This is a genomic window from Nocardioides marinus, from assembly GCF_013408145.1.
Classification (GTDB): Bacteria; Actinomycetota; Actinomycetes; order Propionibacteriales; family Nocardioidaceae; genus Nocardioides; species Nocardioides marinus.
Genome location: NZ_JACBZI010000001.1, coordinates 1,444,242 through 1,471,223, shown reverse-complemented (window position 1 = coordinate 1,471,223; position 26,982 = coordinate 1,444,242). Strand labels below are relative to the sequence as shown.

The following is a 26,982-nucleotide window of genomic DNA, read 5'->3' as shown; positions in this document are numbered from 1 at the left end:
CCGGGTGAGCACGTTCTCGGGGCCGGTCGTGGAGACCTCCGGCCTGCGCAAGGAGTACGCCGTGCGGCGCGGCACCCGGGTCGCGGTGGCCGGCCTGGACCTCGCCGTCGAGGCGGGTGGCGTGCACGGGTTCCTGGGCCCCAACGGATCGGGCAAGACCACGACCATCCGGATGCTGCTCGGTCTGGCACGGCCCACGGCGGGGACGATGCGCCTCTTCGGCGAGCCGGTGCCCGAGCACCTCCCGCGGGTGGTGGGCCGTGTGGGAGCCGTGGTGGAGTCCCCGAAGTTCGCTCCCCACCTCTCGGGGCGGCGCAACCTGCTGCTGCTCTCCCGCTCGATCGGCGCCCCCGACAGCCGGGTCGACGCCGCCGTGGAGACCGTGGGTCTCACGGGCCGCGACCGCGACCGGTACCGGACCTACTCCCTGGGGATGAAGCAGCGGCTGGCCATCGCGGCGACCCTGCTCAAGGACCCCGCGCTGCTGATCCTCGACGAGCCGACCAACGGGCTGGACCCTGCCGGCATCCGCGAGGTCCGCGACACCATCCGGACCCTCGGCGAGGCCGGCACGACCGTCCTGCTCAGCTCCCACATCCTCGCCGAGGTCCAGCAGGTGTGCACCGCGGCGACGATCATCGGCCACGGCAGGGTGCTGGCCTCCGGTCGCGTCGACCAGCTCCTCGGTGCCGCCACCAGCCACCGGCTGCGCTGCACCGACCCCCACGCCGCTGCCGGCGTGCTGCGCACCGCCGGCCTGGCCGTCACCACCGACGAGGACTCGCTGAGCGTCGAGACAGAGGACCCGGCCGCGATCACCCGGCTGCTGGCCGCCCGCGACATCTGGGTCCGCGAGCTGGTCCCCGCCCGTCAGGACCTCGAGACCTACTTCCTCTCCCTGACGGCTGGGGACGACGACGGGCAGGCCACACGATGAGGGGGCTGCTGGTGGAGCTGACCCGGCTGCGCTGGCGCCGTGCCGTGCTGCTGCTGCTCGTGGCCGCCGTCGTGCTCCCCGCCCTGCTGCTGGCCAGCACCGCGTGGAGCACCCGGCCGATGAGCGAGTCCGACCTGGACGCGCTGCTCGTCGACCGCTACGCGCAGCGCGAGGTGACCCGTTGCGAACGGCGTCCCGAGCAGTACTCCGACGAGCGTGGCGAGACCATCGAGGCGAGCATGTGCCGTGAGATGGTGGCCGACTGGTACGGCGGACGGGCACCCCTCCAGCCCCAGCTGGAGCTCGACGGCACCGTGCTCGCCGCGGGCACCCTCGTCCTCGTGCTCGTGCTGCTGCTCGGCACCACCTTCGTGGGGCACGACTGGAACACCGGCTCGATGAGCAACCAACTGCTCTTCGAGCCACGCCGGGGCCGGGTCTGGGTCACCAAGGCCCTGGCGGTCACCCTCACCTGCCTCCTGCTGGCCACGGCGGTGCTGTCGGCGTACTGGTCGGGCCTGGTGACCCTCGCTGCCGCGCGCGACATCACCGTTCCCGACGCCGTGGCGGGCGACGGCTACCGGCAGGCCCTGCGCACCGGCGTGCTCGCGGGTGCCACGGCGCTGGGCGGCTACGCGCTGACGATGCTCTTCCGCAGCACCGTCGCCACCGTGGGCGTGCTGTTCGGGCTGGCGGTCGCCAGCGGGGCCCTGCTGGGGATCGTGGGGCAGACCACCCAGCGCTGGACCCCGCCGTTGAACGTGGCCGCGGTGATGCAGGGCGAGGTCATCTACTACGACGAGTCGGCGCTCACCCCGGCCTGTCGCAACGGCACCGCCGGCCCGCAGGAGGACTGTTCCGCGGAGTCACGGATCACCGCTCGCGACGGGGCGATCTACCTCGGGTCGGCGCTGCTGCTGGCCTGCGTCGCCTCGGCCGGCTCCTTCCGCCGCCGCGACGTCCCCTGAGCCGCGCCGCGGGTGCCACGGGGGGCCGCTGGCGATTGGGGGGTGACCTGGGCCACCGGCGTACAGTCGAGCCCGTGGCACAGGCACCAGCACCCGACGGCAGGAAGCTCCTCCGACTGGAGGTCCGCAACGCGGAGACCCCGATCGAGCGCAAGCCGGAGTGGATCAAGACCCGGGCCACGATGGGCCCGCAGTACAAGGAGCTCCAGAGCCTGGTGAAGGGCGAGGGCCTGCACACCGTGTGCCAGGAGGCCGGCTGCCCCAACATCTTCGAGTGCTGGGAGGACCGCGAGGCCACCTTCCTCATCGGCGGCGAGCAGTGCACCCGACGCTGCGACTTCTGCCAGATCGACACCGGCAAGCCCGCGCCGCTGGACCGCGACGAGCCGCGTCGCGTCGCGGAGTCGGTGCGCACCATGGGTCTGCGCTACTCCACGATCACCGGCGTCGCCCGTGACGACCTCGAGGACGGCGGCGCCTGGCTCTACGCCGAGACCGTGCGCCAGATCCACGAGCTCAACCCGGAGACCGGGGTGGAGAACCTCATCCCCGACTTCAACGGCAAGCCCGACCTGCTGGCCGAGGTCTTCGAGTCCCGCCCCGAGGTGCTGGCCCACAACGTGGAGACCGTGCCGCGGATCTTCAAGCGCATCCGTCCGGCGTTCCGCTACGAGCGCTCGCTGGACGTCATCACCCAGGCCCGCGACTTCGGTCTGGTCACCAAGTCCAACCTCATCCTCGGCATGGGCGAGACCCGTGAGGAGGTCAGCCAGGCGCTGCGCGACCTGCACGCGGCAGGCTGCGAGCTGATCACCATCACCCAGTACCTCCGCCCCTCCGTGCGCCACCACCCCGTGGAGCGCTGGGTCAAGCCCGAGGAGTTCGTGGAGCTCAAGGACGAGGCCGACGAGATCGGTTTCTCCGGCGTGATGTCCGGACCCCTGGTCCGTTCGTCCTACCGCGCCGGTCGGCTGTACCGTCAGGCGATGGACGCGCGCCAGGGCGCGTCCGCCTGACCCGTTCAGGCCCCCACGAGCAGACGAGGCTTGCCCCAGCGATGGCCAAGAGCGACACCCCCGGCGCCATGAACCGACGCCAGCAGATCGCAGAGACCTACCGGATCACCAAGCGCACCTACCCGCGCATCGGTCTGCTCCTGCTCGGCACCTTCCTGCTCGCCGGTGCGATCGGCTTCACGCTCTTCAAGATCCTTCCCGGCAGCGGCATCATCGAGTGGATCCTCTCGGTCATCGGCGGGCTGCTGCTCGGCACCCTGGCGGTGCTGATCGTCTTCAGCCGCAAGGCCCAGACCTCGGCGTACTCCCAGATGGAGGGTCAGCCCGGCGCCGCCGCGGCCGCCCTCAACGTGCTCAAGCGCGGCTGGAAGGTCGACCCGGCCGTCGGGTTCACCAAGCAGCAGGACGTCGTGCACCGCGTGGTCGGCCCTCCGGGCATCGTCCTGGTCGGCGAGGGCCAGACCAGCCGGGTCCGCAGCCTGCTGGCCTCCGAGCGCCGCAAGCACGAGCGCGTCGCCGTCGACGTGCCGATCCACGAGGTCGTCTGCGGTCGCGGCGAGGGCGAGGTCCCGCTGCCCAAGCTGATGCGTCACCTGCAGAAGATGAAGCGCCAGCTGCGCCCGGCCGACATGACCGACGTGCTCAACCGGATCAAGGCGCTCGACGCGACCCGCGGCACGCTCCCGCTGCCCAAGGGTCCGATCCCCACCAGCATGAAGGGGATGCGCGGCCAGATGCGCGGGCGCTGACCGCTGCGTCGGTCGAGCCTGTCGAGACTCAGCCCATCATCCCGGCCATGTCACCCATGTCGGTGACCTGGCTGGCCGGCGGCGCCTCGATGTCGACGTCGGTGCCCCAGTCCTCGAAGCGCATCAGCATCTCGCCGGCGACCGCACCCATGTCGATCTCCATCTGGCGGTAGAGGCCGTCCTCGGTCAGCCACAGCTCGTAGGTCACGGTCTCCGGAAGCTGGCCGGCCACGTCGCCGGCGCCCTCGAGCTGATCGAGCATCGCCTGGGAGTCCACGACGGCGGTGTAGTGGTCGAGGGTCTCGCCGTCGACCTCCTCCTGCCCGACGTACGTCGCGGTCTGCAGGCCCTGCTCGATCACCTCGGCCTGTGCGCGAGGGTCGAGCTGGCCGGTGAAGGAGCCGCCGACCGGGTTGTCGGGGTCGTCGAGGTCGAGCTTGAGGAACTTGTCGCTCATGACGGCGAGCTTCATGTACATCGCGTTGTCGACGACGATGATCTCCATGTCGCCGGTGCCGCCCATGCCGGTCATCTCCATGCGCATCGAGACCGGGTCGCTGGAGTAGTCGGCCTGACCCGTCACCTCGATGTCCTGCCCCCCGGCGGTCATCGACATCACCAGGTCGGCGGTGGTGGCCTTCTCGAAGGCCGCGACCATCAGCGCGCCGAACTCCTCGGCGCTCAGCTCCTCGCCCTCGGAGACCTCGGGGACCTCGGCGCCGGCCCCGCCGGCATCAGCGCCACTCGTGGAGCCGGTGCTCGCGGGGGCGTCGCCGGCCGCGGAGGAGTCGTCCTCGCAGGCGGTGAGTGCCGCGAGGCCGAGGGGCAGGGTCAGGGCCAGGGCGGCGAGGCGGGTGCGCATGCCCCGAGCCTACGACTCACTCCCCCGGGCGGTCTGGAGTGTCACGCAGACGGTGCCGGCGGCGATGTCGTGCAGGCCCCGCCCGTCGGGCTTGAAGACCAGCGGTGGGATGACGAGGGCGACCAGCACCTGGCGCAGCACGGCGGGCAGCAGGTCGACGGGGCGGGCCTCGCCGGTGACCCGGACGACGCGCAACCGGGTGGCGACCTGGCCGAAGGAGCCGCCGATGGTGGCGGTGAGCAGGGCGGACTCCAGGACGAAGACGCCCAGGACGACGAACCCCGAGGCCGACCCGGCCTCGGCGCCGTACACCGGGGTGAAGAGCCCGACCACCAGCAGGCACGCGAACCAGTCGACGGCCAGTGCCAGCATCCGGCGCGGCCAGGACGCGGCGTCGGGCACGGTCACGGGGGCGGACGGGTGCGCGGTGCTGCTCACGACCTACACCCTATGAGCCCCTCGGTCGGCAGCCCCGCTCGGACGGCTGTTACATCGGCGAAACACATCCGATACGGTCGAGAAACCCCTCCCCTCCTAGGGTGAGGGCTGAAGTCTGAGGCAACGTCGCCGAGGGCTGACCACTCTTCACCGATCGGCCGGCTGCCCCGCGCTGGGACGGCCTCAGGAGGACGAATGTTCCAGAGCTTCGAGGAGCTCCTCAAGTACGTGAAGGACGAGGGTGTCGAGATGATCGACATCCGCTTCTGCGACCTTCCCGGCATCATGCAGCACTTCACGGTCCCGGTGTCCTCGTTCGACGAGTCGGTCGCCACGGACGGTCTGGCCTTCGACGGGTCCTCGATCCGCGGCTTCCAGGCCATCAACGAGTCCGACATGTCGCTGTTCCCGGACCCGACGACGGCCTACATCGACCCGTTCCGGACGTCGAAGACCCTGGCGCTGAACTTCTTCATCCACGACCCGATCTCGGGCGAGGCCTACTCCCGCGACCCGCGCAACATCGCGCGCAAGGCGCTGGCCTACCTCTCCACCACCGGCATCGCCGACACCGCGTTCTTCGCGCCGGAGGCGGAGTTCTACATCTTCGACTCGGTGCGCTACTCCACCGCGCCCAACGAGGGCTACTTCCACATCGACTCCGAGGAGGGGTGGTGGAACTCCGGCAAGGAGGGTGACAACCGGGGCTACAAGACCCGCTTCAAGGGCGGCTACTTCCCCGTCGCGCCGTACGACCACTACGGCGACCTGCGCGACGACATGGTCAAGAACCTCGAGGCGTCGGGCCTGCTCGTCGAGCGCGCCCACCACGAGGTCGGCACCGCGGGCCAGGCCGAGATCAACTACCGCTTCGACACGCTGCTCAAGGCCGCGGACGACGTGATGAAGTTCAAGTACATCATCAAGAACACCGCCTGGCACGCCGGCAAGTCGGTCACCTTCATGCCCAAGCCGATCTTCGGTGACAACGGCTCGGGCATGCACGTCCACCAGTCGCTGTGGAAGGACGGCGACCCGCTGTTCTACTCCGAGACCGGGTACGGCGGCCTCTCGGACATGGCCCGCTGGTACATCGGCGGCATCCTCAAGCACGCCCCGGCGCTGCTGGCGTTCACCAACCCCACGGTGAACTCCTACCACCGCCTGGTGCCGGGCTACGAGGCCCCGATCTCGCTGGTGTACTCCTCGCGCAACCGCTCCGCCTCGGTCCGGATCCCGATCACCGGGTCGAACCCCAAGGCCAAGCGCGTCGAGACCCGGTTCCCCGACCCGTCGGCGAACCCCTACCTCGCCTTCGCGGCCCTCATGCTCGCCGGTGTCGACGGCATCAAGAACAAGATCGAGCCCGCCGCTCCGATCGACAAGGACATCTACGAGCTCCCGCCGGACGAGATGGCCGAGATCGAGCAGGTGCCGACCAGCCTCGGTGCCGTCCTCGACGCCCTCGAGGCCGACCACGACTTCCTCACCGTGGGGAACGTCTTCACGCCCGACCTGATCGAGACCTGGATCAGCTACAAGCGCGAGCACGAGATCGCGCCCGTGCAGCTGCGGCCGCACCCGCACGAGTTCGAGCTCTACTACGACATCTGATCCCGGGTCTCGCTTGACCTGCGGCTACATGCCTGAAACGGCGCCTGACCTGCGAAAACGTCTTTCAACGTCTTCCAGCGTCAGGCGCCGTTTCTCATCCTTGTGCGTACCCACTGCGCCCCAAGAATGGATTCGTTGGACCGCGGTTCAAGGCACATCCGGGGATACGTGCCTGCAACGAATCCCCGGCGACCTGACTCGTCGTCCCGCCCCGCTCCGCTTCGAACCCCAGGCGCCGGTCGCTGCCCTGCCCGACGCGATCCGGTGTTCCGGTCGACACGGTTGGAGGCACGGTCGCGCGCCTTAGTCGAAAGGTGGTCTTGCACGCCGCTTGCATAACGCCCGACCACCGCCCGCGGTCGACGATGCGTTGCTTCCGTGAGCAGACGGATCGCAACGCGCGTGCAAGCGAGGTCTGGTTGCATAAGCAGCACATGAGGTCCAGGAGGCATCCATGATCGCTCGCATGTCGGTCGGTATCGCGGCAATCGCGGCCAACCAGGCTCTTCGCCGGTGGCTCACTCCGTCGCGGCAGCAGTCGCTGCGGTTGCCTGCTTGGTGTGCAGAGGCAGCTCCGGGTGTCGTGGGACTGCTGGTGACTGTCCTCGCCAGCGAGGCCGTCGGGCGCGTGTCGTTCCCGCCGGCAGCCCCGTCGGAGGCGATGTGAGAACGCCACCGGACAGCCCGCGCGACCCCGCATCCCTTCGGATCTCGTTCCTCGGAGGGGAGTTCACCGTTGAGTGGTCCGTCGAAGGCGGAGCCGAGCCCGTCAAACTCCCTAACGGGACCACGAAAGAGGCGCTCGCCTACCTTGCCATGCAGAAGAACCTGCGGCGACTCTCCCTGGGCACGCTCTCCGAGGACCTCGGCGTAAGCGATAAGACCGTGGAGTCAGGAATCAGTAGGAATAAGAACGACCTACCGATCCTGCAGACCCCGTTCGGCTGGAAGATCTCGCCCGACCAAGTCGATGTCCTGCACTTTGAGCGCCTTGCATACGAGGCGCTCGAAGCTGCTCGGAACAAGCGCCACGAGGCTGCGCAGACGCGAGCTGACGAAGCTCTCTCTCTCTGGAGAGTCGATCTCCCGGACTTCTCGGGTTGTCTCGCGACCACGCAGGCAAGATTCAGCACCTTGCGAGCAGAGCTGCTCGACATGCTGAGAAAGTTGGAGCGCGGTCAACGCTCTCTTCTGCACAACGTGCCGCCGCGTGACCCGCACGAGCTCATTGGGCGGGATTCGGCTGTGAAGGACATCCGAAACTGGCTCCGCCCATATCCGCACAGCTCCAAGGACGTCGTGCTAATCGACGGCGTGGGCGGAGTAGGTAAGACTGCGCTGGCGAAGTCCATCGCGTACTCATACGTGGATGAGGGAACCAGCGAAGACTTCGCGGCCATCGTGTGGATCAGCGGCAAGATGACCGAGCTAACAGTCGAGATCCGGTCGCTCCCGCCTCGCCTTCGCACCATCGATGACCTCTACAGGGCCATCGCAATGACGCTTCGTCGAACCGACATCATGGAGAAGGGGCCCGAGGAGCGAGCTGCGATCATCACGGATGTCCTCTCAGATCACGACAACCGTGTCCTGCTCATCGTGGACAACCTAGAGACCGTGGAGGATACGGCAGTGTTGTCGTTCATCGAACACCCTCCCGTGCCGACCAAAGTGCTGGCGACATCGCGCCACCGCCTCGAGAGCGGCACTTTCCGCCGACTCTCCGGCCTCCGCGGGGAAGCGGCACAAGAACTGGTTCGGGCCCACGCCGCGGCTCTCGACGTTGATCTGAGCGACGACGAAGTCGAGGCCCTTGCCCGGGAGACGGATGGCGTCCCTCTTGCCATATTCTTCACGCTCGGACAGTTGGCAATCGGTTACCCGCTGTCTGAAGCATTGGATCGGCTCCGAAGCGCAAACGGAGACTACGCCGAGTTCGCCTTTCACGAGTCCGTGGAGCGGCTGAGCGACGCCAATCACGCTAACGAACGCGAGTTGCTCTACGCCACATCCCTGTTCGTCGACGGAGCATCTGCGGAAGCACTTGGATGGGTGGCCGGGCTTTCGGATGCTCCCCGCGACGTCGCAAGGACACGCGCCCTGCGAAACCTGAACGCCATGTCGCTTCTCAACTACAAGGACGGACGCTTCAACATGTTGTCGCTCACGCGAGACTTCGTGCGTGGCGACCTGGGGCGCGACATCGCCCTAAAGAATCGCGTGACGCAGCGATGGTTGTCCTGGCACCGGGATCTGGCGGATCGCGCGTTCACTGTAGACCTCGACAGCGGAGTACTGGAATTGCTGCGGCAGGAACACTCCAACGTGATCGGTGCAATTGACCACGCTCACACCCGCGACAAGCAGTTGTTCCACAAGTTCGTGACGTCGATGGCCTTCTTCTGGCTCACCGAAGGGCTGTGGGACGAGTTCGAGCACTACGTGAGCAGCGCAAAGCTCGCAGCACCAAACATCGCCGAGCGCCTCCGACTGTCGAACCGCCTGCTCTGGCTCTCAGTCCTGCGCATGGATCTCGACATGGCGAACGTGCACAAGAGTGAGAGTGAACTGCTCCTCCGGAGATCCGATGTTCCGTACGAGCGGATGCGGTTATCTGACTTCTCGGGCCAACTGGCGTTGGCACTGGGAGACGCCGAGGAAGCGACGCGATGGCTTTCTCAGGGACTTGCAGAAGCGATCTCCCTTTCGGACCGACGTGGAGTCTTCGCCACCCAGAAGTACCTGGGCGAGGTCAGTTGCATGATCGGTGACCTCGATGCGGCACGCCGGCAGTACGAGCAGGCAGCAGCGAACCTCGGTGGTCCCGGTGAAGCGGAATGGGTCCGGGGACAGGCGCATCTTGCACACCTCCAGGGACTGATCGCAGAAGGGGCCAGCGACCCAGACACGGCGCTGGCGGCGTACGAGGATTGCCTGGCCTTCCTTGCCACACACCGCGATGTCCGCCTCGCCACCCGCGCCAAGGAAGGACGAGCACGGAGCCTGAAGGCCTTCGGAAAGGCCGCAGAAGCACGCGACGTCTACGCAGACGTCGCGAGGGACTTCGAGCTGCTCGGCATGTGGGATGAATGCAATTCCGCGCGATCCTTGGCCGAGGAAGGCATGGCACGGTGATCAGCCAAGTGGCCGAAACCCAGCCGCCGGAACCGCAGGGTCCGCACCTGGTCGCGCACCCCACGGCGTCCATCGCCGAAACAGCCATCATCCGTGGGTCCGGCGTCGTGGAAGTCGGCGCGTACGCCGTGGTTGAGGACTTCGTTGTGATCGACCTCGGAGGCTCGGGCCGAGGCAAGCTGGAGCTTGCCGCACGGAGCAAGTTGAAGATCGGCGTGGTCATCCGCAACTACAACGGCAGCGTTCGAGTCGGTGAGCACACAACCCTAGGCGACTACACCGTCATTCATGGCCACGGCGGGGTCGACATCGGACGAGACGGTGGAATCGCCCCCCACTGCTCCATCGCTGCCTCCGAGCACATTTGGACGTCCTCAGAGGTTCCGATTCGGTACCAAGGCGAGACTGCACGTGGCATTCGCATCGGTGACGACGTCTGGCTGGGTACGGGCGTTCGTGTGCTCGACGGCGTCGCGGTCGGGAACGGCGTGGTTATCGGGGCTGGCGCAGTCGTTAACTCTGACCTTCCCGCAATGCACATCTGCGCAGGTATCCCTTGTCGTGTCATCCGGCCCCGGCCGATCTCAGTGGAAGAGGAAAAGCAATGATTACGGTGCTGTCGAACTGCGACATTTACACAGGTTCTGAGGTCCTCAGCGAACACTCGATCGTCCTCCGCGACGGCATCATCGAGAGCGTTACCGACACTCCACCCGTTGGAGCCGACGAGGTGGTCGACCTCGACCGCCGGTCCGTGGCGCCGGGGTTCATCGACATCCAAGTCAACGGCGGCGGCGACGTCCTCCTCAACGATGAGCCGACTGAAGCGGGTGTGCACAAAATCGCCGCCGCCCACCGCAAGTTCGGCACCACCGATATTCTTCCGACGTTCATCACCGGCCCGCTTGACGGCATGCGAAAGGCTGCGGCGGCGGTCGATGCTGCTCGCAAGACCGACCCTGGAGTCCTGGGCATCCACTTCGAGGGGCCGGTGATCAGCCCGAAGAAGTTGGGAGTCCACGCGCCTGACTTCGTGAGGGAAGCCGACGACGCCGTATTTGCTGCCTTCACGTCTGCATCCAGCGAAGGCAAGACCATCGTTACCCTTGCGCCGGAGCTTGCGCCTCCCGGATTCATCAGACGCCTCAAGTCTCACGGCGTGCTCGTTGCGGCTGGTCACACGAACGCGACGGGAGATGACATGAAGCGCGGCTTCGCCGAGGGCATCACGCTGGGCACGCACGTCTGGAACGCGATGAGTCCGCTCACCAGCCGCGAGCCAGGCGCCGTTGGCGCACTACTGGCCGACGACGGCGCATGGTGCGACTTCGTCGCGGATGGCTATCACCTCGACTTTACGACGCTTGCCGTGTCGCTGCGGTCGGCCGCGCCAAGGGGCTTCCTGGTCACCGATGCGATGAGCCCCGTGGGCGGCACCAAGGGGTCTTACCGGTTGGGAGACCTCGAAGTCACCGTGGTCGATGGTCGCTGTCAGACGGCCGATGGCACGTTGGCAGGATCTGCGCTGGACCTCGCAACAGCCGTCCGGAATCTGGTCCAGAAGATTGGCGTGCCCAAGGACGAGGCGCTGAGGATGGCTTCGACGTATCCGGCAGAGTTCCTTGGACTCGGACACGAGCGTGGTCGGATCGCTCCCGGATACCCGGCGCACTTGGCCATCTTCGACAACGAGATCTACGTGTCGGCGATCTACTACAACGGCCAACTCATTCAGACCTCCTGAACAACAACGCAGTCCCATGGCGGGCGGCGTGCAGGTCGATTCCGAGCTCACCCCGGCGTCAGGCGCCAGCGTCGTAGTCGTGGGCGTCCGCTCGACGCCCGCCGCAGGCCTGATTGCGAAGGACTCAGGCCACGGTTGCCCACGGCAGAGCCGGTTGCCGATCGCGTGCTTGCGTGCGCCCAGATGTGTCTTGCAGGCGAACTGGAGCGCCTCCCAGTGCGCCTCCAGGCTCGAGAAGACTGGGAGCTACTCCAAGGGCATCGGGGGCTGGAAGTGCCCGGGACACTTGCTACCGACACGCGTCCTCGAAGATGCGGGTCGCGACGCCGCGGGCAGCGCGCCAGCCTTGATGCTCGCGAGCGTGGTCGGCCGGATGTTCGACTCATAACGCTGGGAGACGCCGGCGAACAGCTCGATCTCCGTGAAGACCTCGCACCACAACCAATCCAGTCGTAGCCCTCACGCACCACAGCGGCGCAGGCTTCGGATCTGACTTCCTCCAGGCACAGAGGAGGGGCCGGGCGACCCCGCTCGCCCGGCCCCTCGTCCCTGTTCGCGAACTCAGGCGGCAGCCGCCGCCTCCGCACCCCCGTCCAGCTCGGCGCCGACGAGGAGGGCGAGCTCGTCGCGCTCCTCCTGGCTCAGTTCGCGGATCTCCTGCGTCGACACCGCCTTGCCCGGGACGCTCAGGTACTTCTTCACCTCGACCATCGTCGCCTTCACCATCGTGCTGCCCTGCTCTCTGGAGACCTCGTCTCCGACTTCACGGAGAACCCTGCGTCCTCCGCTTTGCGTCGACGATCCCGTGCAGCGGTTGCGGCGGGCTCGCACGCCGCTTGCGGGCGTCATGCAGGTGCCGATGGATCTGAAATGCCGAGGGGGTGGCGAGCCACTGGCTCGCCACCCCCTCGGTCCTGCTCGTCAGTACTTCCAGCACCAGAACTGACCCCACGGCGTGAAGGTCATCCCCGCCCGCTTCCGAGGGCTGGCGTAGTAGGCCTGAGCCGCACACACGCTGACGGCCGACTGGCACACCCCGATCGCAAGGAGCTTCCCGCCGACGCCGGAGTTCCAGCAGATGACGGTCGCCGCCCAGAAGCTCCGGCGCGCGGCCTCGGTCTCGTAGGAGTCGAGCAGCAGGTCGACCTGACCCCACTGTGCTCCCGGCCGCACGGTCGCTGCGTCAGCGGGCGAAGCGATGAGGCCCGTCCCGATGACCGCGGACAGCGCCAGCAACATCGCCGCGAACGCGTGGCGGATGCGGTGCGACTGGCGACGAGCGCCCTGCCCCTTGTTCACGCCGACCTCGGCCACATCCAGCGACGCGGCGCCGGACTCCCTGATCGCCGTCAGGGTTCCCTGTTCAATCATGTGAATCTCCTGGTGGACGCGGAGGCTCTTGCCTCCTGACTTCGACGCCGGACGGCTTGCCGTCGTCGTGAACTCGACTCTGGCGATGGGTGATTGCGCGGGTCTCGCGGCGGGCTTGCAGTCGACATGCAGATGCCGCTGGGTGGGGCTACTTGTCGCCGGCATCGCCGTCGGCGGGGTCGTCGATGATCTCGGCGCCGAGGACGTGCTCCAACAACCCGAAGATCTGGCCGAGGGACATCGGCGCGGAGGTTGCTTCGTCCTGATCGTCGGCCTGGTCGTATTCGTCGAGGTCGGCGCTGAAGATGCCGTCCTCCGCCGAGGCAAACTCATCGTAGAAGGCGTTCCAGGCCGCTCTGCTGCGGTCGTGGTCAAGTTCGTCTAGGAGATCGACCTCCTCCGCTGTTGGCACGAAGTGGTACAGGAGGGCGAGCGTCACGGCGTAGCCCGGGAGGTCATCGGGCCCGTCCCAGATCCAGTCCTCGACCATGAGGACTCAACACCCGACGGCCGCGAGGGCGACACGGTCGCCCGGCCCGAGCACGGGCTTGGCGTCGTGAGGGGAGGTCGGGGTCATGACCTCGCGCAGGCCCTCTTGGGAATGGTCCAGGCCCAGGGCGTGCCCGATCTCGTGCATCAGAACCTGCTGGCCGGTGGGCGTCGTCGGGTCCATGTCGTTACGAACGATCACGCGGCCGGACTGAATCACGCCGGAGGAGCTGTAGGTAGGCCCGCCCTTCCCGACGACGGAGCCTGAAACCTTCATGCCGTAGGCGGGCTCGCCTTCGTCGACGTAGCGAATGCGGATCGCGCCGTTGCCGTCGTCACGGAGCGCGGTTCCAGGCTCGATGGTGAGGGGAAGGTTGCTCGCGGCAGCGAGCCGGTCAACGACGAATTCCAGGGCGGCGGCAGCCCCGGCCGGCACCTTGCCCTCGATCGCGACCGGGATGGAGTTGGAGCAGGACCAGTGAATGGGCTTGCCGTTGATCCTGCCCTGGAAGGCATAGTCGCGTCCCTCTCGGACTGCGTCGCCATTGTCGTTCGTCTCCCGCTCATGTGGCGCTACGATCGGCGGCGCCTCGGGCGAAGCCGATACCTGCGGCCTGGCCGTCGCGGCTGCGTGGCCGAGACCCACGACAAGAGCGACCGCGACGAACGCGCCCAACACCGGCATGGGCTGGGTCAGAGTACGACTCCGACCTCCTCGCCGAACGCTGCGCCGACGAGCGGCGCGACGGGAGCGGGCGACGCGTCCGCGTGGTCGACCGCCTCCGTGGCGTGCCATCTCTGGCTCCTCTCCGTCCGGGCCGAGGCGATTGATCGGCCTCGGCCCGGACTTGGGGGTGGTCACACGACTCGCGAGTGGTCCCAGGGATGGGGCGGGAGCGCGTCCCGGCGGGCACGTAACTCCTCGCCTTCCTGGCGGAGGCCCTGAAGCCGGGCCATGCGGTCCCAGACCGGCTGCATGTCAACGGCACTGGCACCGGGGATGCCGGTCGAGATGGTGCCGATGGGGCCGCTGACCCCGGGCTCGACCTTCATCGACGCAGGGGGCGGAAGCTCCGCGTCGAGGCCGAGCTGCACGAGGAGGAAGAGGTAGTCCTCGCGCGCTCCGTTGACCTGGCTCTGGACTTCGTCCCTGATGCGCGGCAGCTTGTCGGTCACGACGATCTCGTCGAGAGCCTCGGACTTGGCGAACAGCTCCTCGATCTCGGCGGACAGGTCCACGTGCTCGTCGAGGTCGTCATCGAGGTCCTCGACCATCGCGTCCCGCTCGCGCGACACCTTGCTTCCGTCGAGCGCCTTGCCCCAGTAGGTGAGCACCGGCAGCAGCAGCCCGGTGATGGCCGCGAGCGCGATCATCACCACCGTGACGATGAGGCTCCCACCCGCGAGCGCGGTGAGGCCGCGCTCGATCATGCCGAAGGTGATGCCCCCGGCGGCGACGATGGCGATGATGCCGTAGACGAGTCGGTTGCGGCGGCTCTTCTCGGCCTCGTGCGGCTGGCGCTCCGCCTGCTGCTCTCTCCCATGGTTGTGCGCTTCGGCAGCGTGGTGGATCGACCAGGCGAGGATGAGGCAGATGCCCACCACAAGGACGACCGCGAAGGTCCACCCCATCCAGTCGAGCCAGGGCTGAAGGATCGGGACGTTGAGGAAGTACGCCGCGAACACGAAGAACCCGAAGGCCTCCGCCCACGGCGCCCACTTGGCGATCAGGCGAAGCGCCTTGGGAACGCGGTCGTGATGGCGCTGACCGTTGGCCCGGTCGTCCTCGATCCGTTCGGTCGAATCCTCGACGTGCTCCACAGCGTCGTGTCCGCCGTAGCGCTTGTTTCCCTCGGGAGTTGCGATGTCGCTCGGGAACCGCGCCAGCTGGTCCAAGTCGTTCTTGATCGTCTCGTTGTTCTCGGCGATCTCGTCCAAGGCCGGGTCGACCTCGGTCTCAAGTCCGAGGCGGAGGATGGACTCCCCGCCCTGGATGAACGGCTTCGCGAGCGTGGTGGCCGCGATCGGCCGCGGGTACCACTCGGACTGAGGCAAGCCCGTCGGGTGGTAGTGGCTGATCGTCATGTCGACGACAGGCTCCACTCGGTCGTACTGGGCCTTGTCCTCGCAGAGTCCGGCGCGGAGCGCCTCGCTCTTGGTGTAGCGCGACCGGGGCCGACGGTTGCGCCGAGGCGCACAACCGTTCCCGTTCCCCTTCTGTCCCGGCCCCTCGGGGAACGGGAACACCTCGGCAGTGGTCATTGACCTCTCCTGTTCTCAGTTGGTGATGGTCACGACGACGGAGCGGTTCCGTACGTCGAAGGGGTCGGGGTAGGGCTGGTTGCGATTGCCCATGCCGACGGCCTCGATGTGACTGGACGGGATGCCCAGGGATTCGAGGAGCTTCTTGATCGCCTTGGCCCGCTTCTTGCTCAGGTCGATGGCGAATTTGCTTTCGAGGTCGTTGCCGGCCGTGTGGCCGACGACCGTGACCGACGAGTCGGGGCCGATCTGCTCCACGCACTGGCGAAGCGCGGCCTTCGTGCTGGCCTTGTCGAGCAGGTTGTCGGAGTCCGGCGCGAAGTACGCGCTGGTGTCGACAGTGCAGGTACGCGCCTTCGGGTTGACGGGCACGGGCGTTGTCGGCGGCGGGGGGATCGGGACGACCGGAGCGGCGACCGTGGACACCGGCGCCGAGCCCTTGACGTACTCGAAGCGAACCTTCGCGGCCCCGCTGGCCTCGGCGAGCGCCGTCCAGAGAGCCTCGCGGTATTCGACCTGCGGCTGACGGAGCTGCTCCTGATCGCCCGACACGGGCCGGACGATGAAAGTGATCTCAGCGCCGGAGAGATCGGGAAGTTCGCCGGACTTCTCCAGGTCGGCGACCACCTTGTCGGGCGCGATGTCCCAGCCCAACCGACGCATGTCCAGCGGGTCGGACGTGTCCAACAGGCTGGAGACGATGAAGATGGGAGCGTCCGTGTCGAGCTGTAGGCGCTCCAGTCCGAGGAAGATCGCCTGCCCAGGCTCGGACGCGCTCGTGTCGTTGATCGTCTGTGCAACCAACTTCAGGTTCTCGTTGGTCGCCTCTTCGGCGCGGCCCGCGACCTTGAGGACGGTGCCGTTGTCGAGCTTCGGTGTCATGTCGAACTCGTCGTTCGAGACCACCTTGCCGTCACCACCGACGCCGATCAGGCGCACGCTGCGGTGCTCATCGGCGGCGAGGCGCAACTCGTCACCAAGCACCCCGGTCATCGGCACCGCCTGAGCGTTTGCGGTCGCCTGGTCGAAGACGATCTGGGTGAACGCACTGCCCGGAAGGCAGCACTCCTCGATCTTCCGCTCGGCCGCGCCGAAGACGGCGAGCACCGCGACGATCAGCGCGACGACCACGCCCCCCGCGATCAGGGCGATCGCCTTGAACTTGCCGCCGCTGTGGCGCGGCCGACGGCTCGCTGCGCCACGACGGCGGTTTGCCGACTGGCGGGCGCGCGTCGTGCGGACCGACCGCTTGCGGCTGATGGTGTTCGTTGCCATGCCAACTCCTTCCCTCGCTGTGAGACCCAAGGCCGGAGGACCTCGGGGCCGACAACTGGGCTTCCTCCGATGCGGAGCTGCCGACGAAGTGGAGTGAACCCACGGGCGCTTGCGCGGCCGTTGCAGAGGAATCGCACGCTCCATGCAGCAAAGGCGATTCCCTACTGGACACGTGCTGGGAACTCGGGCTGTCGGCCGCTGGTCGGTCCACCGGCCGCCCGGGACAGAGCAGCTGCCTACGGAAAGCGTCCTGGGAATCAGGCGTCGTTTCGTTGTGTGCCTACCAATGCACCCATGACCGACGCTCGCCGAGCCCAGGCTCGGCGAGCGCACCTAGAGGGCATGGCGTTTTCCATCCGCTCCCCCGACGAGCTCGTCGCCGTCATCCCGCACATGCTCGGCTTTCAGCCCGAAGAGTCCCTCGTCTTCGTCCCGATGCGCTCCGAACTTCCCGTTGCTCGCGTCGACCTCCCGACGACATCACGAGACACCGAGCTCGTGTGGCACTCCATCCGCGACGGCCTCACCCGATATGCGCATCCGGGCGCCGCGGTCGGCATCGTCTGCTTCGCCGCAGACCGCCAACACGCGGAGACGCTCGGCCGTGAGTTCGCCGAGCGACTCGACACGATCGGCATCGACACCCACGTCCTTCTGTGGGCCGACGAGACCCGATGGGCCGACCTCGCCACCGGCGACATGGGGCTCCAGACCGATGCGGCCCGCGAGCGCATCGCTGCGATGACGGTCCTGAGCGGTCGCGCGCAGCCGGCCGCCAGCCGTGAGCACCTCGCGGAGTCGCTGGTCGGCGACCGCGATCCCGTAGCGAAGCTGCTGTCCGAGACCCGCGCGGCAGCGAGCGGGAACGAGTCGATGGCCGAAAGGCGCTGGGCGCTCGCTCGCATGACGCGATTCCAAAACGACGGCGTCCGCCTTGACGACAAGGATGCGACCAGACTGCTGGTCGCCCTGGAAGCGATCCCGACCCGGGACCGGCTCTGGCTCGACATGAACCGCGGCAATGCCGCCTCCCACGTCGCACTGTGGACCGACTTGACGCGGAGGGCTCCCGACGATGTTCGGGCCGCCCCGGCCTCGCTGCTCGCGTTCGGGAGTTGGCTCAGCGGCCACGGCGCCTTGGCCTGGTGTGCCCTCGACCAGGTGCCCCGGGGGACGCCGTACACCCTCGCCCGCCTCGTCGCAGCCGCCATCGAGACCGGCATGCACCCACGCGAGTGGGACGCGGTCAAGGATGCGCCGGCGGAGGACCAGATTGGTCGCGCATCCGATCTCCGGCGGTCTCCCCCGAACTTGCAGGGCGGCAACGTCCGACCTGCCCCGGGAATCTGAGGAGGACCCGATGCGAGTGATCTACGCGCGGCGGCCGGCCAGCCGTCTCGAGCTCCTACTGTTGCGCCTCGTGCGGAGCTCGAGTGCTGTAGCGCCTCCGGTCGTGCGGGTCGACTTCGTGGCGACGGAAGACGTCGATGCCACCTGAGGTCCACGGCACTACATCGACAGGACCTCTTCCGGCCGTCGATGAGTCACGGCCGTTCCGTAGCCGTCGAGGGTCGACTCCAGAAGCGCATCCAGGTCGCCGCCGTAGTTGGCCTGCGCCATCTGCCGCACCGCCGTCGCCAACGTGCCGCCCGAGATCAGGACGACCGGGTACTGATCGTCGATGATCTCGACCTGTGCCTGGCGCGAGAAGGAGCCCGTGGTGACGTACACGCCGATCCAGCCGCGCCGAAGTCGAGCCACGACCCGAGCGACCTGCTCCGGTGAGATCGACGAGGTGGGCGTGATGCACTTCGCCTGACCGAGGACGACCACCGGTGTGCTCGCGGCGAGCGACCCCATGTCGATCCTGCCGATGAAGTCCACGCCTCCATCTCCGGAGGACCGCGATAGCCACCCTTCCTTGTATCGAGCTCCCGATTCACGCAGTACCTCGGCGGCGACACGCGACGCCAGGAGCTCGAAAGCGTGCTTCCGCCCGTCGTAGAAGTCGTAAACCTGACGAAGCACGGCCGCCTCGGGGCTGCCAGGAATCGGCTGCTGATCCTTGCTGGACCGGACAGCGCTGGCCAGCACTCGGCGTCTGACGCCCGGGACCGCGACACGCCCTTGCTTCACCCAGCGAGCCCACGACTCGGGAGCATCACGGAGCGCTTGCTCGGCTGTCAGCTGCGGATCCCGTCTGTCGTCGATCCATCGCAGGTCGATGCCGTCGACTTCTCCACCTGAGACGACAGCGAGGTCGAGGGCGAGGTTGGGGAAGCTCCGTCCAGTCTCCGGATCCCGCTGAACGACGTGCTCGAGGCGTTCGATGATCGCCGCGCCGCAGAACTCGACGTGGCCCTTAACGATCGCCCGTCCTTCACGATGAACCGTGACACTCCGGAAAAGCAGCAGCGGCGGGGCGAGGAGGCGTTCGTCCCGGCTCGTTCCTGCATGGAGGCGAGCGGCCTCCAGGAGGAGCCGGTTGCCCTTGGTGGCCCCAGGAAGTCCGACGGTCCCAGGCTTGTGGTCGCCGAAGTACCGGACGTGTCCATGGTCGAGGTCGAACTCGTCGTGCCAAGGGTTGGTCTCGTGACCCGCCTTCCACGGACTCGATCGGATGGCGATGAGCGCTCGCCGGCCTCCGTCCGGTCCGATGACTTCGGCCGGCGAATTGATGCCCGCTTCGAGCATCACCATGGGACGGCCGAGATCACCAGGGCTCATGAGCCAGTGGTAGTTCAGGAGCGTTGAGGACTCCATTCTCGTGATCGGCCCGCCGCGGTCGGGCAAGGGCCTGCACCTCGTCATCAACGCCATCCTCGACTCCCCCGGCGCTGTCGTCACGACCTCCACGAGACCGGACAACATCGTCGCCACCATCGAGGCCCGCCGTGAGCGTGGCCCCGTCGCGGTGTTCGATCCCCAGCACCTGACCGTCGGGTTGCAGGACGTCGACCGCAATGCGGTCCGCTGGTCGCCCATCCGTGGATGCGAGGGCCCGCTCACAGCCATGATCCGCGCGGCGGGTCTCGCCTCCACCACTGGACTCTCGTCCGGCGGTGTCGAATCGGGCGGGTTCTGGGAGGGCAAGGCCAGGTCAGCACTCCAGTCGCTGCTCCACGCCGCCGCGATCGAGCGACTGCCAACCCGCGCCCTGTTCGAGTGGTCCCTCTCGCCGTCAGCCGCGACAGATGCAGTGGGCATCCTCGCCAGCCGGCCGCAAGCCGCAGCCGGCTGGGCCGACGCGCTCGACGGGATGATCAACTCCGATCCCCGAACCCGTGACTCAATCTGGATGGCGGTCAGTCAGGCACTCGCCTCACTCGCCGACCCTGCCGTCCTCGACGCGGTCAGCCCAAGCACGGACGAGGCCTTCGATCCGACCTCCTTCCTCGAGCAGAACGGCACGCTCTACCTGCTCGCCACCGGCGCAGGTGCGGGCGCCTCGTGGCCACTGGTCGCGGCGTTCGTCGAGGACCTGACCGAGGCCGCTCGCCATCGAGCAGCCGAGTCGTCGGGATCCCGACTGGATCCCCCGGTGCTGCTGGCGCTCGACGAGATCGGCAACCTCGCACCACTTCCATCGCTCCCGGTGCTGATGGCCGAAGGAGGTGGCACCGGGATCACCACGATGCCCGTCCTCCAGTCGCTCTCGCAGGCACGCAGCAAGTGGGGTGACCACGCGGCCAGCACCATCTGGGACGCGTCGATCGTCAAGGTCATCCTCGGCGGCGCATCGGCGTCCAAGGACTTGCAAGAACTCTCCGTACTCATCGGCGAGCGCGACGAGCGCTCCGACACTGTCACGATCAGCGACTACGGCGCGAGGTCGCTCCAGCGGTCGATCCGGCGTGTGTCCGTGATGCCTCCAGAGCGGATCCGGACCTTGCCGTTCGGCGTGGGGCTGACCCTGTTCCGGAGCGCGCCCCCAATGGTCACAGATCTTCGTCCGTGGACCGACCGCTAACGCGAGAAGATCACCTCTGAATGCCCTAACCCTCCACGTCGACATACTTCGGGAAGTATCGGTACACCGCCGCGTACTTGTTCGATTGCGTGAGCGGAATGCCAACGTCCGTTGCATCTGGCGGAGTGCCAGACGGCAGAAGCGCGTCGAGGTGACGGACCTCCTTAGGGGTAAGCCGCGGAAGCTTGATCCGATAGGCATAAGCGTCAGGCTTGAAGAACTCAAACTCTTCGAAGTTGCAGCTTCGGAAGTGGCTCGCGTCCGACTGGTTCAGGATGACGCCGCCGACCGTCATCATCTTGACGCCATCTGCGTACTCGAAGTTGACCAACTGGCTGTACGCCACTTGCACGCTGTCCGATCGACCAATGTTCCTATCGCGGATGGCGCCGTTGATGCGCTCGTCGATGATCTGGCGGTAGTGGCGAGCAATGTCCCACCCGCCGAGGTCGTCCACGGTCAGCTCCGGAGGCACGAAGGCCTCGAGGTTCTCCTTGAACTCCGCAAACCGCGTCTCGGGATCAGCGTCGAGTTGAGCTCGCGCCGACACGATGAGCACGCTGCCGGACGGAAGTCGATCCACGCACAGAGCGATGTCGTTGAGCATGGCGGTATCAAGCGGGTCGTCATAGTCGAGCCACACGATGCTCCGCTGCTCCCAGTCAAGCTGTGGAAGAACCTCAGCCGACTCACCGAACATCAGCTCCACGGCACCGAACGGCCGGTTGAACTCGAAACGCGGCCGGTCGTCCACCTCGCGCTCGATAGACACCATGGACTGGATGTCGAGCGCGCGGTGGAACAGCACGAAGTCCGCGAAGTAGGGGGAGCCGAATCCGACGTAGCGGTAGTGCTTCAGCGCCGCCGCTCGGTCAAGCCGACGAAAGAGCTCGGCCAGCATCTTCCGCTCGATCGCCTTGGCCGGGCGCAGGTTGTAGTCGATGGCGTCGTAGCTGGCACTACTCATCGCTGTCGTCACACTCGCGTCGGAAGTAGTAGTCGAACGTCTTCTCGCCCACCTCTCGGGCGGAGCTGACCTTCAGCTTCTTCTTCACTGCGTTGATCTGCGCGATGGGTCGCGAGAACTGGATCGACTGCGTCTGCGGTTTCTTCGGTGCGGGCGTTCGGGGCGGCGAGACGAACTTGTCCGAGCTGCCGACACTCGTGATCGGGACCGCTCCACTCTTCTCGGCCGAGGCAACCACAGTCTCGAGCGAGATCACGTCGCGCGGCGGCCGGTCCTTCTCGCTGTCCAGGGCGTTGAGGAAGTCGATGATCGGACGCGCAACTTCGAGCATGCGCGGACGCACTGCCCGAAAGACCCGGTGATCCTGGTCGATGCCTTCCTTGGTGGTCGTCCACGGAAGCTTCTCAACGTCGGCGCTCTCGAAGAAGACGTAACCCTTAAAACGGGCGAACTGGTTGTGGTACTGCGGGAGCGTCTTGCCTTTACCCTCGCCCCAGCCGGTGACCTCGGAGCGATCAGGGCCGAGGATGAGACGGCCGTTGCAGTAGATGTACCAGCCTGCGTCGGCTGGCGACGATACGTCGATCCCAGCCACGATCTCGACATGCACGGGCCGGTCGGTGTCCGCGTCCAGCGTTTCCGAGATCCGCGCGGGCTTCAGCTGATCTGTGCTGAGGAGCGTCTGGACATTGACATTGATCGGCACGTTGTTGAGCGTGATGGCCAGCCCGTCGTTGATCGTGGCCTGGTGGGCCCGCGCCAGCTCGAGTGTCAAGTTGTTGCGGAAGCGCGTCTCGGTGAAGGTGTCCGAGACCGATGGGTGCAGCGGCTTCACCTTGATGACAGTGCCGCAGGCGTCGAGCGAGGTCTCCTTCGCCTCGTAGGTCACGTCCGGAAAGACCCACTTCTTCGTCTTCGCCCACTCGTTGACGTTGACCTTCAGCAGGAAGCTCTCGCCAGTCGTGCTCGAGTCGACGCTGAACGCGCTGCCCAGCTTGAACAGGGCTCGTTTCATGCCGATACCGAACTGACCGATCGAATTGGGGGACGCGGGAGCATCGTCAGGGCGACCGAACCGGAAGGCGTAGTCCCGCGCGATCTCCCACGGAATGCCACCACAGTTGTCGCTGATCTCGAAGCCCGCCTCCGTCGTGCGGACGTTGATCCAGAGCCCCTCGAACCGAGGTGAGTCTGACGCAGTCTCAGAGGCCTCAGTCGGCGCCGGCCGAGGTCGCAGGCGCCGAGCGCCGTCCACGGAGTTGTCGACGAGGTCGACGATGGCAGGAACGAGACTGATGTCGCGCACGAGCATGGAGATGAAGAACGTCTTCGTCGGGTCGGCATTTACGACCTTGGGCTCATCCGCCATGCCACGCCCTTTCATGTCTGAAGTCCAACGTAAGGTAGTCGCTGCAGCGCCCCACCGCTGGTTGACTCGGTAAAGAGGGGGTTCTACCCGCTTCTGTCGGAACCCTGCCCTAGGCTTACCTCCAGGTCACCGGCAGGCGGGAACGAGGAGTGAGGTCTGTTAGCAGCTCGGACGGGACGTCTGACGTCCGTCCTGTAGCCGTCGACCTCTACTCAGGTGCCGGTGGTCTATCACTCGGCCTCGAACAGGCCGGCTTCAACCTTGCCGCCGCGGCCGAGTTCGATCCGATCCATGCGCTGACGCACCGCTTCAACTTCCCATCGACGCCTGTGATCGCGCGCGACCTCGGAGCGGCCTCCCTGCAGGAGACCGCCGACGAGATCCGGGCCGCCGTGGAGACCCACGAGATCGATGCGTTGGTCGGGGGGCCGCCCTGCCAAGGGTTCTCTGTGGGCGGGGTCCGTGACGAGACCGATGAGCGCAACAACCAGCTCCTGCGGTTCGTCGACCTCGTCGTCGAGCTGCAACCGAAGGTCTTCTGTCTTGAGAATGTGGCCGGGCTGCTTGAGCCGCGCTTCGAGTCCCTCCGGAAGGAGGCGATTCGGCGGCTGACCATCGACGGCCAGTTCGAGGTAAGTGGGTTCGGTGCACCGGTCAACGCCGCCGACTACGGCGTGCCACAGACCCGCCGGAGAGTGCTAGTCATGGGCTCGCGCGTGAGCGAGGTACCCCAGCTCGGCGAGCCACTGAGCACCCGCGTGACGGTCCGCGAGGCACTCGAGGGTCTGCCCAGCATCGCTCGCTACGGACGGCTCCTGAAGTCGGACGAGGTCGAGTTGGCCGAGGATGATCTCCGACGCATGTACGCCGCACGCTCGTTGTACGCGAGGCGCCTCATCGGGCTTGAGACGGACCCCCAGGATCGAAGCTGGATGCGGGCTCACAGCGACACGATCCTGACCAACTCGCTCCGCACCGTCCACACCAGCAAGAGCGTTCAGCGATTCACCCGTACCCCGCAGGGTGGAGTCGAGAAGATCAGCAGGCTGTTTCGTCTTGACCCCGACGGCCAGGCGCGGACACTTCGCGCCGGGACTGGCTCGGATCGCGGATCACATACGTCGCCGCGCCCAATCCACCCCGAGAAGGCCCGCGTCATCACCGTGCGAGAGGCAGCACGCCTGCATGGCTATCCGGACTGGTTCCGTTTCCACGCAACGAACTGGCACGGGCACCGCCAGGTGGGCAACAGTGTCCCTCCTCCTCTTGCCGCCGCTGCGGCCCGCGCATTGCTCGCCGCTCTCGGTATCCCTGTGCCGGCACGCCCGGCAGAGACGCTCCCCCTCGGCGACCCAGAATGGCTGCGGTACGGCCGCACCGAGGCTCAAGCGTTCCTCGCGGCCGAGGCGTCAAGCTGAAGCCAGGCTCGAATCTTGACGCTTGACTCGGACGACGAGCATGCACCCGGCGACGATGCCGATCGCAGGTTCCGCTCACTGCACGGCCACAACTCGCGTCGCCGCGGCCGCTAATCCGCAGTGCTGGTGCGCAGCGGAGGCTGGGAGTCCTCTCACACCTATCTCCTGAAGCGGTGCCATCGGGCCACCGCCCGAACCCAGGAGTCAGGATGTCCATCCCCACACAGATGAGCCTCGTCGGCTTCATCGCCTCACCACCGGAACTCCACTTCACCAAGGCCGGCGACGAGTGCTGCCGCATGCGCGTCGGCATCGAGCAGTGGCGCAAGGAGGTCGACGGGAGCTTCACGAAGCTCGACCCGACCTTCCACGACATGGTCGCCTTCGAGAGCACGGCCCGCGAAACCTACGCACGATTCCGCAAGGGCGACTCGTTCGTGGCGACCGGCTACGTCCACGAGTACGAGGTCGACGGCCGCGAGCGCAGCGTCATCAAAGAAGAGTTCGTCGCCCGCAAGATCGGCCACAACGTCAACAAGACCGACTACAGCGTGCAGCGTGGTCGGCACGCCGCGGAACGCTCGCTCAGCTCGGTTCCACAGCTGCCCGCCGTCGGACTCTGGTCAGGCGCTGTCGTGAGTGAAGCGCCCCAGGTTCTCTGCCGGTCCTATACGGGTTGCGGCTCTCTGTTGAGAGTCGCGTAATGGGCCTGCTCGAACTCCACGGGAGTCATCATCCCAAGGGTCGAGTGCAGGCGTCTGTTGTTGTACCAATCAACCCAGCCGGCGGTGGCGTACTCGACGTCGCCGATGGTCCGGTAGGGACCCTGGTGGAAGATCGTGGTGCGGATGCACTCGGTCTTGTAGAGGCCGATGATGCATTCCATCAGGGCGTTGTCGTAGGCATCGGCAACAGTGCCGATCGAGGGCCGGATCCCTTCGTCGGCGAGGTGCTCGGTGAACGCGATCGCGGTGTATTGAGAGCCGGCGTCCGCGTGGCCGATCAGCTCGCCGGGCACGATCGGGTGGCCCTCGCGGCCGCGCTGCCACAGCGCCATTCGCAGCGGGATGTCGACGAGCTCCACGGCCTTGGTGGAGTCGATGTTCCACGCCACGATCCGCTGAGCGAAGACGTCGAGGATGAAGGCGACGTAGACGAACCCGGCCCACGTCCTGACATAGGTGAAGTCCATGACCCAGGTCCGGTTCGGCGCCACCGCGGTGAAGTCGCGGTCGAGCAGATCGCCAGCGCGGTTGCCGTCCTTGCCCGGGATGGTGGTCCGTATGCCCTTGGAGCGTCGAACCCCTTGCAGGCTTAGCGATCGCATCGCCCGATCCACCGCTCCCGGCGACGCATCGAGGCCGTGGCGGCGCACTGAGGTGATCATCTTCCGGCGCCCGTAGAGCCCTTCGGGGGTCATCCTGCGGACGCCTTGGTGGTCGACCTGCCACACGATGTCACGAACGGCGTTGATGACGCCTGCGTCGCTGACGACCCTGGGAGCGGGCGTGCGGTTGACGCGCGCCCACTCCCGATACGACCTCGCGGCGACCTGGCAGCCCTGCTCGCGCAGGACCCGACAGATCGACTCGACCGCGTGGCCTTCGGCTCGTAGCTCGTCGACGAACGCGACGATCAACGATTGCGGGGGTCGAGTTCCCCCGCGAAGAAAATCGAGGCCCGACGCAGGATCTCGTTGTCCTCCTCGAGCCGACGGACCTTCGCCTTCAGTTCCTTGATCTCAGCCAGTTCCTCCGACGTGGCCCCCTGACGCTGCCCGCCGTCGATCTGGGCCTGCGCAGCCCAGCGGCGAACCGTCTCCTTGCCCAGCCCCTCGCGGCGGGCGACGGCCTCAGCAGCCGCGGTCAGCGACGGGTACTCCGGCAGATGCTCCAGCACCTGCCGCACGCACCTGGCCTTCACCGCGGGATCGATCTTCTTCGGCATGCTGCTCATCCTCCTGGACTCAAACAGGAGCGGCATCAAACCTGGGGCGCTTCATCCCTGGGACAGAAGCGATGGGGCGCCGCGGTCCGTCGATCTGATCCTCTTCTCGCGGGAGTCCGGCGCTCTCAACCGCAACTACTTCAACCCAAAGATCTGGCGTCCAGCGCTCGTCGCAGCCGGTGTCGAGCCGAAGCGCGAGAACGGCTGTCACGCCCTGCGCCACTTCTACGCGAGTACGCTCCTCGATGCGGGAGAGTCGATCCTGGCCCTGAGTGAGTACCTCGGCCACGCGGATCCGGGTTTCACGCTCAGGACGTACACACATCTGATGCCGTCCTCTACGGAGCGCACCAAGGCCGCCATCGACGAGATGCTGAGCGTACCGAGTGCACCCCATGAGCCCGAGTAGAAGGCGTTCTGGCAGGTCAGCGCGCTGAGGTCTTCACTACTA

At 66.8% G+C, this 26,982-nt stretch carries 26 protein-coding genes; 14 read left to right on the top strand and 12 right to left on the bottom strand.

Annotation, left to right across the window (positions count from 1 at the left end; translation table 11 throughout):
• The first annotated feature begins 4 nt into the window (after positions 1-4).
• From BKA05_RS07030 to BKA05_RS07015, 4 genes are all read left to right on the top strand, one after another.
• Complete coding sequence (locus tag BKA05_RS07030) at positions 5-937, top strand: ATP-binding cassette domain-containing protein (RefSeq protein WP_179530795.1); 933 nt, start codon at positions 5-7, stop codon at positions 935-937.
• Positions 934-1,905, top strand: coding sequence for a hypothetical protein (locus BKA05_RS07025; protein ID WP_179530794.1), 972 nt, complete (start codon positions 934-936; stop codon positions 1,903-1,905). Before BKA05_RS07030 ends, BKA05_RS07025 begins: the two co-directional genes overlap by 4 nt.
• Before the next feature lie 74 nt (positions 1,906-1,979).
• On the top strand, positions 1,980-2,921 hold the full coding sequence (lipA, locus tag BKA05_RS07020) for a lipoyl synthase (RefSeq protein ID WP_179530793.1): 942 nt from the start codon (positions 1,980-1,982) through the stop codon (positions 2,919-2,921).
• A gap of 41 nt (positions 2,922-2,962) precedes the next feature.
• Positions 2,963-3,670 (top strand): DUF4191 domain-containing protein, encoded by a 708-nt coding sequence (locus BKA05_RS07015; protein ID WP_179530792.1) that lies wholly within the window; start codon positions 2,963-2,965, stop codon positions 3,668-3,670.
• 28 nt (positions 3,671-3,698) lie between these two features.
• Here BKA05_RS07015 and BKA05_RS07010 read toward each other — a convergent pair whose 3' ends face one another.
• A complete protein-coding gene (locus BKA05_RS07010; protein ID WP_179530791.1) occupies positions 3,699-4,532 on the bottom strand; it encodes an SCO4651 family lipoprotein in 834 nt (277 codons plus the stop codon).
• Positions 4,533-4,541: 9 nt separating this feature from the next.
• Positions 4,542-4,970, bottom strand: a complete 429-nt coding sequence (locus tag BKA05_RS07005; RefSeq protein WP_343045552.1) for an RDD family protein — start codon at positions 4,968-4,970, stop codon at positions 4,542-4,544.
• A 195-nt stretch (positions 4,971-5,165) separates the two neighbouring features.
• On the opposite strand from BKA05_RS07005, the gene glnA reads away from it, so the two are divergent.
• The 5 genes from glnA (at position 5,166) to nagA (ending at position 11,463) form a co-directional block, all read left to right on the top strand.
• Positions 5,166-6,584, top strand: a complete 1,419-nt coding sequence (gene glnA, locus BKA05_RS07000; protein WP_179530790.1) for a type I glutamate--ammonia ligase — start codon at positions 5,166-5,168, stop codon at positions 6,582-6,584.
• Positions 6,585-7,038: 454 nt separating this feature from the next.
• Positions 7,039-7,251 carry a hypothetical protein gene (locus BKA05_RS06995; protein WP_179530789.1) on the top strand — a complete coding sequence of 71 codons (213 nt, stop codon included), beginning with the start codon at positions 7,039-7,041 and terminating at the stop codon, positions 7,249-7,251.
• Positions 7,248-9,719 carry an AAA family ATPase gene (locus BKA05_RS06990; protein WP_179530788.1) on the top strand — a complete coding sequence of 824 codons (2,472 nt, stop codon included), beginning with the start codon at positions 7,248-7,250 and terminating at the stop codon, positions 9,717-9,719. The genes BKA05_RS06995 and BKA05_RS06990 overlap by 4 nt, the downstream gene beginning before the upstream one ends.
• Complete coding sequence (locus BKA05_RS06985; RefSeq protein WP_179530787.1) at positions 9,716-10,327, top strand: acyltransferase; 612 nt, start codon at positions 9,716-9,718, stop codon at positions 10,325-10,327. Before BKA05_RS06990 ends, BKA05_RS06985 begins: the two co-directional genes overlap by 4 nt.
• Complete coding sequence (gene nagA, locus BKA05_RS06980) at positions 10,324-11,463, top strand: N-acetylglucosamine-6-phosphate deacetylase (RefSeq protein WP_179530786.1); 1,140 nt, start codon at positions 10,324-10,326, stop codon at positions 11,461-11,463. Before BKA05_RS06985 ends, nagA begins: the two co-directional genes overlap by 4 nt.
• A 561-nt stretch (positions 11,464-12,024) precedes the next feature.
• Here nagA and BKA05_RS06975 read toward each other — a convergent pair.
• From BKA05_RS06975 to BKA05_RS06950, 6 genes are all read right to left on the bottom strand, one after another.
• Positions 12,025-12,189, bottom strand: coding sequence for a hypothetical protein (locus tag BKA05_RS06975; RefSeq protein WP_179530785.1), 165 nt, complete (start codon positions 12,187-12,189; stop codon positions 12,025-12,027).
• 195 nt (positions 12,190-12,384) lie between these two features.
• Positions 12,385-12,834: a hypothetical protein gene (locus BKA05_RS06970; protein WP_179530784.1), complete on the bottom strand. Its 450-nt coding sequence runs from the start codon at positions 12,832-12,834 to the stop codon at positions 12,385-12,387.
• Positions 12,835-12,982: 148 nt separating this feature from the next.
• Positions 12,983-13,324, bottom strand: a complete 342-nt coding sequence (locus BKA05_RS06965; RefSeq protein WP_179530783.1) for a hypothetical protein — start codon at positions 13,322-13,324, stop codon at positions 12,983-12,985.
• Positions 13,325-13,330: 6 nt separating this feature from the next.
• The gene (locus tag BKA05_RS06960) at positions 13,331-14,008 is read right to left on the bottom strand and encodes a matrixin family metalloprotease (protein ID WP_179530782.1); all 678 of its coding nucleotides are present in this window, start codon (positions 14,006-14,008) and stop codon (positions 13,331-13,333) included.
• A gap of 173 nt (positions 14,009-14,181) precedes the next feature.
• Positions 14,182-15,585 carry an MFS transporter gene (locus BKA05_RS06955; RefSeq protein ID WP_179530781.1) on the bottom strand — a complete coding sequence of 468 codons (1,404 nt, stop codon included), beginning with the start codon at positions 15,583-15,585 and terminating at the stop codon, positions 14,182-14,184.
• A gap of 15 nt (positions 15,586-15,600) precedes the next feature.
• Complete coding sequence (locus BKA05_RS06950; protein ID WP_179530780.1) at positions 15,601-16,860, bottom strand: OmpA family protein; 1,260 nt, start codon at positions 16,858-16,860, stop codon at positions 15,601-15,603.
• Between the two features lie 342 nt (positions 16,861-17,202).
• Between BKA05_RS06950 and BKA05_RS06945 the strand changes: the two genes are divergently transcribed.
• Positions 17,203-18,210: a DUF4192 domain-containing protein gene (locus tag BKA05_RS06945; RefSeq protein WP_179530779.1), complete on the top strand. Its 1,008-nt coding sequence runs from the start codon at positions 17,203-17,205 to the stop codon at positions 18,208-18,210.
• Between the two features lie 159 nt (positions 18,211-18,369).
• On the opposite strand, the gene BKA05_RS06940 is transcribed toward BKA05_RS06945, so the two are convergent.
• Positions 18,370-19,587 carry a restriction endonuclease gene (locus BKA05_RS06940; protein ID WP_246289768.1) on the bottom strand — a complete coding sequence of 406 codons (1,218 nt, stop codon included), beginning with the start codon at positions 19,585-19,587 and terminating at the stop codon, positions 18,370-18,372.
• Between the two features lie 40 nt (positions 19,588-19,627).
• On the opposite strand from BKA05_RS06940, the gene BKA05_RS06935 reads away from it, so the two are divergent.
• On the top strand, positions 19,628-20,830 hold the full coding sequence (locus BKA05_RS06935) for a type IV secretory system conjugative DNA transfer family protein (protein ID WP_343045551.1): 1,203 nt from the start codon (positions 19,628-19,630) through the stop codon (positions 20,828-20,830).
• A 25-nt stretch (positions 20,831-20,855) separates the two neighbouring features.
• On the opposite strand, the gene BKA05_RS06930 is transcribed toward BKA05_RS06935, so the two are convergent.
• Positions 20,856-21,797, bottom strand: a complete 942-nt coding sequence (locus BKA05_RS06930; protein WP_179530777.1) for an O-methyltransferase — start codon at positions 21,795-21,797, stop codon at positions 20,856-20,858.
• The gene (locus BKA05_RS06925; RefSeq protein ID WP_179530776.1) at positions 21,790-23,181 is read right to left on the bottom strand and encodes an ATP-binding protein; all 1,392 of its coding nucleotides are present in this window, start codon (positions 23,179-23,181) and stop codon (positions 21,790-21,792) included. Before BKA05_RS06925 ends, BKA05_RS06930 begins: the two co-directional genes overlap by 8 nt.
• Positions 23,182-23,315: 134 nt before the next feature.
• On the opposite strand from BKA05_RS06925, the gene BKA05_RS06920 reads away from it, so the two are divergent.
• Together BKA05_RS06920 and BKA05_RS06915 are read left to right on the top strand one after the other, a co-directional pair.
• Complete coding sequence (locus BKA05_RS06920; RefSeq protein WP_179530775.1) at positions 23,316-24,584, top strand: DNA (cytosine-5-)-methyltransferase; 1,269 nt, start codon at positions 23,316-23,318, stop codon at positions 24,582-24,584.
• A 209-nt stretch (positions 24,585-24,793) separates the two neighbouring features.
• The gene (locus BKA05_RS06915; RefSeq protein ID WP_246289767.1) at positions 24,794-25,288 is read left to right on the top strand and encodes a single-stranded DNA-binding protein; all 495 of its coding nucleotides are present in this window, start codon (positions 24,794-24,796) and stop codon (positions 25,286-25,288) included.
• On the opposite strand, the gene BKA05_RS06910 is transcribed toward BKA05_RS06915, so the two are convergent.
• Positions 25,252-26,531, bottom strand: a protein-coding gene (locus tag BKA05_RS06910; RefSeq protein ID WP_179530774.1) for an IS3 family transposase whose coding sequence is annotated in 2 segments (ribosomal slippage) — positions 25,252-26,258 and positions 26,258-26,531 — 1,281 coding nt in all. Because the reading frame shifts where the segments join, the coding sequence is not laid out codon by codon here. The two genes, BKA05_RS06915 and BKA05_RS06910, sit on opposite strands and share 37 nt — an antisense overlap.
• Between BKA05_RS06910 and BKA05_RS06905 the strand changes: the two genes are divergently transcribed.
• The gene (locus BKA05_RS06905) at positions 26,530-26,940 is read left to right on the top strand and encodes a tyrosine-type recombinase/integrase (RefSeq protein WP_179530773.1); all 411 of its coding nucleotides are present in this window, start codon (positions 26,530-26,532) and stop codon (positions 26,938-26,940) included. The two genes, BKA05_RS06910 and BKA05_RS06905, sit on opposite strands and share 2 nt — an antisense overlap.
• The last annotated feature ends 42 nt before the right edge of the window (positions 26,941-26,982 follow it).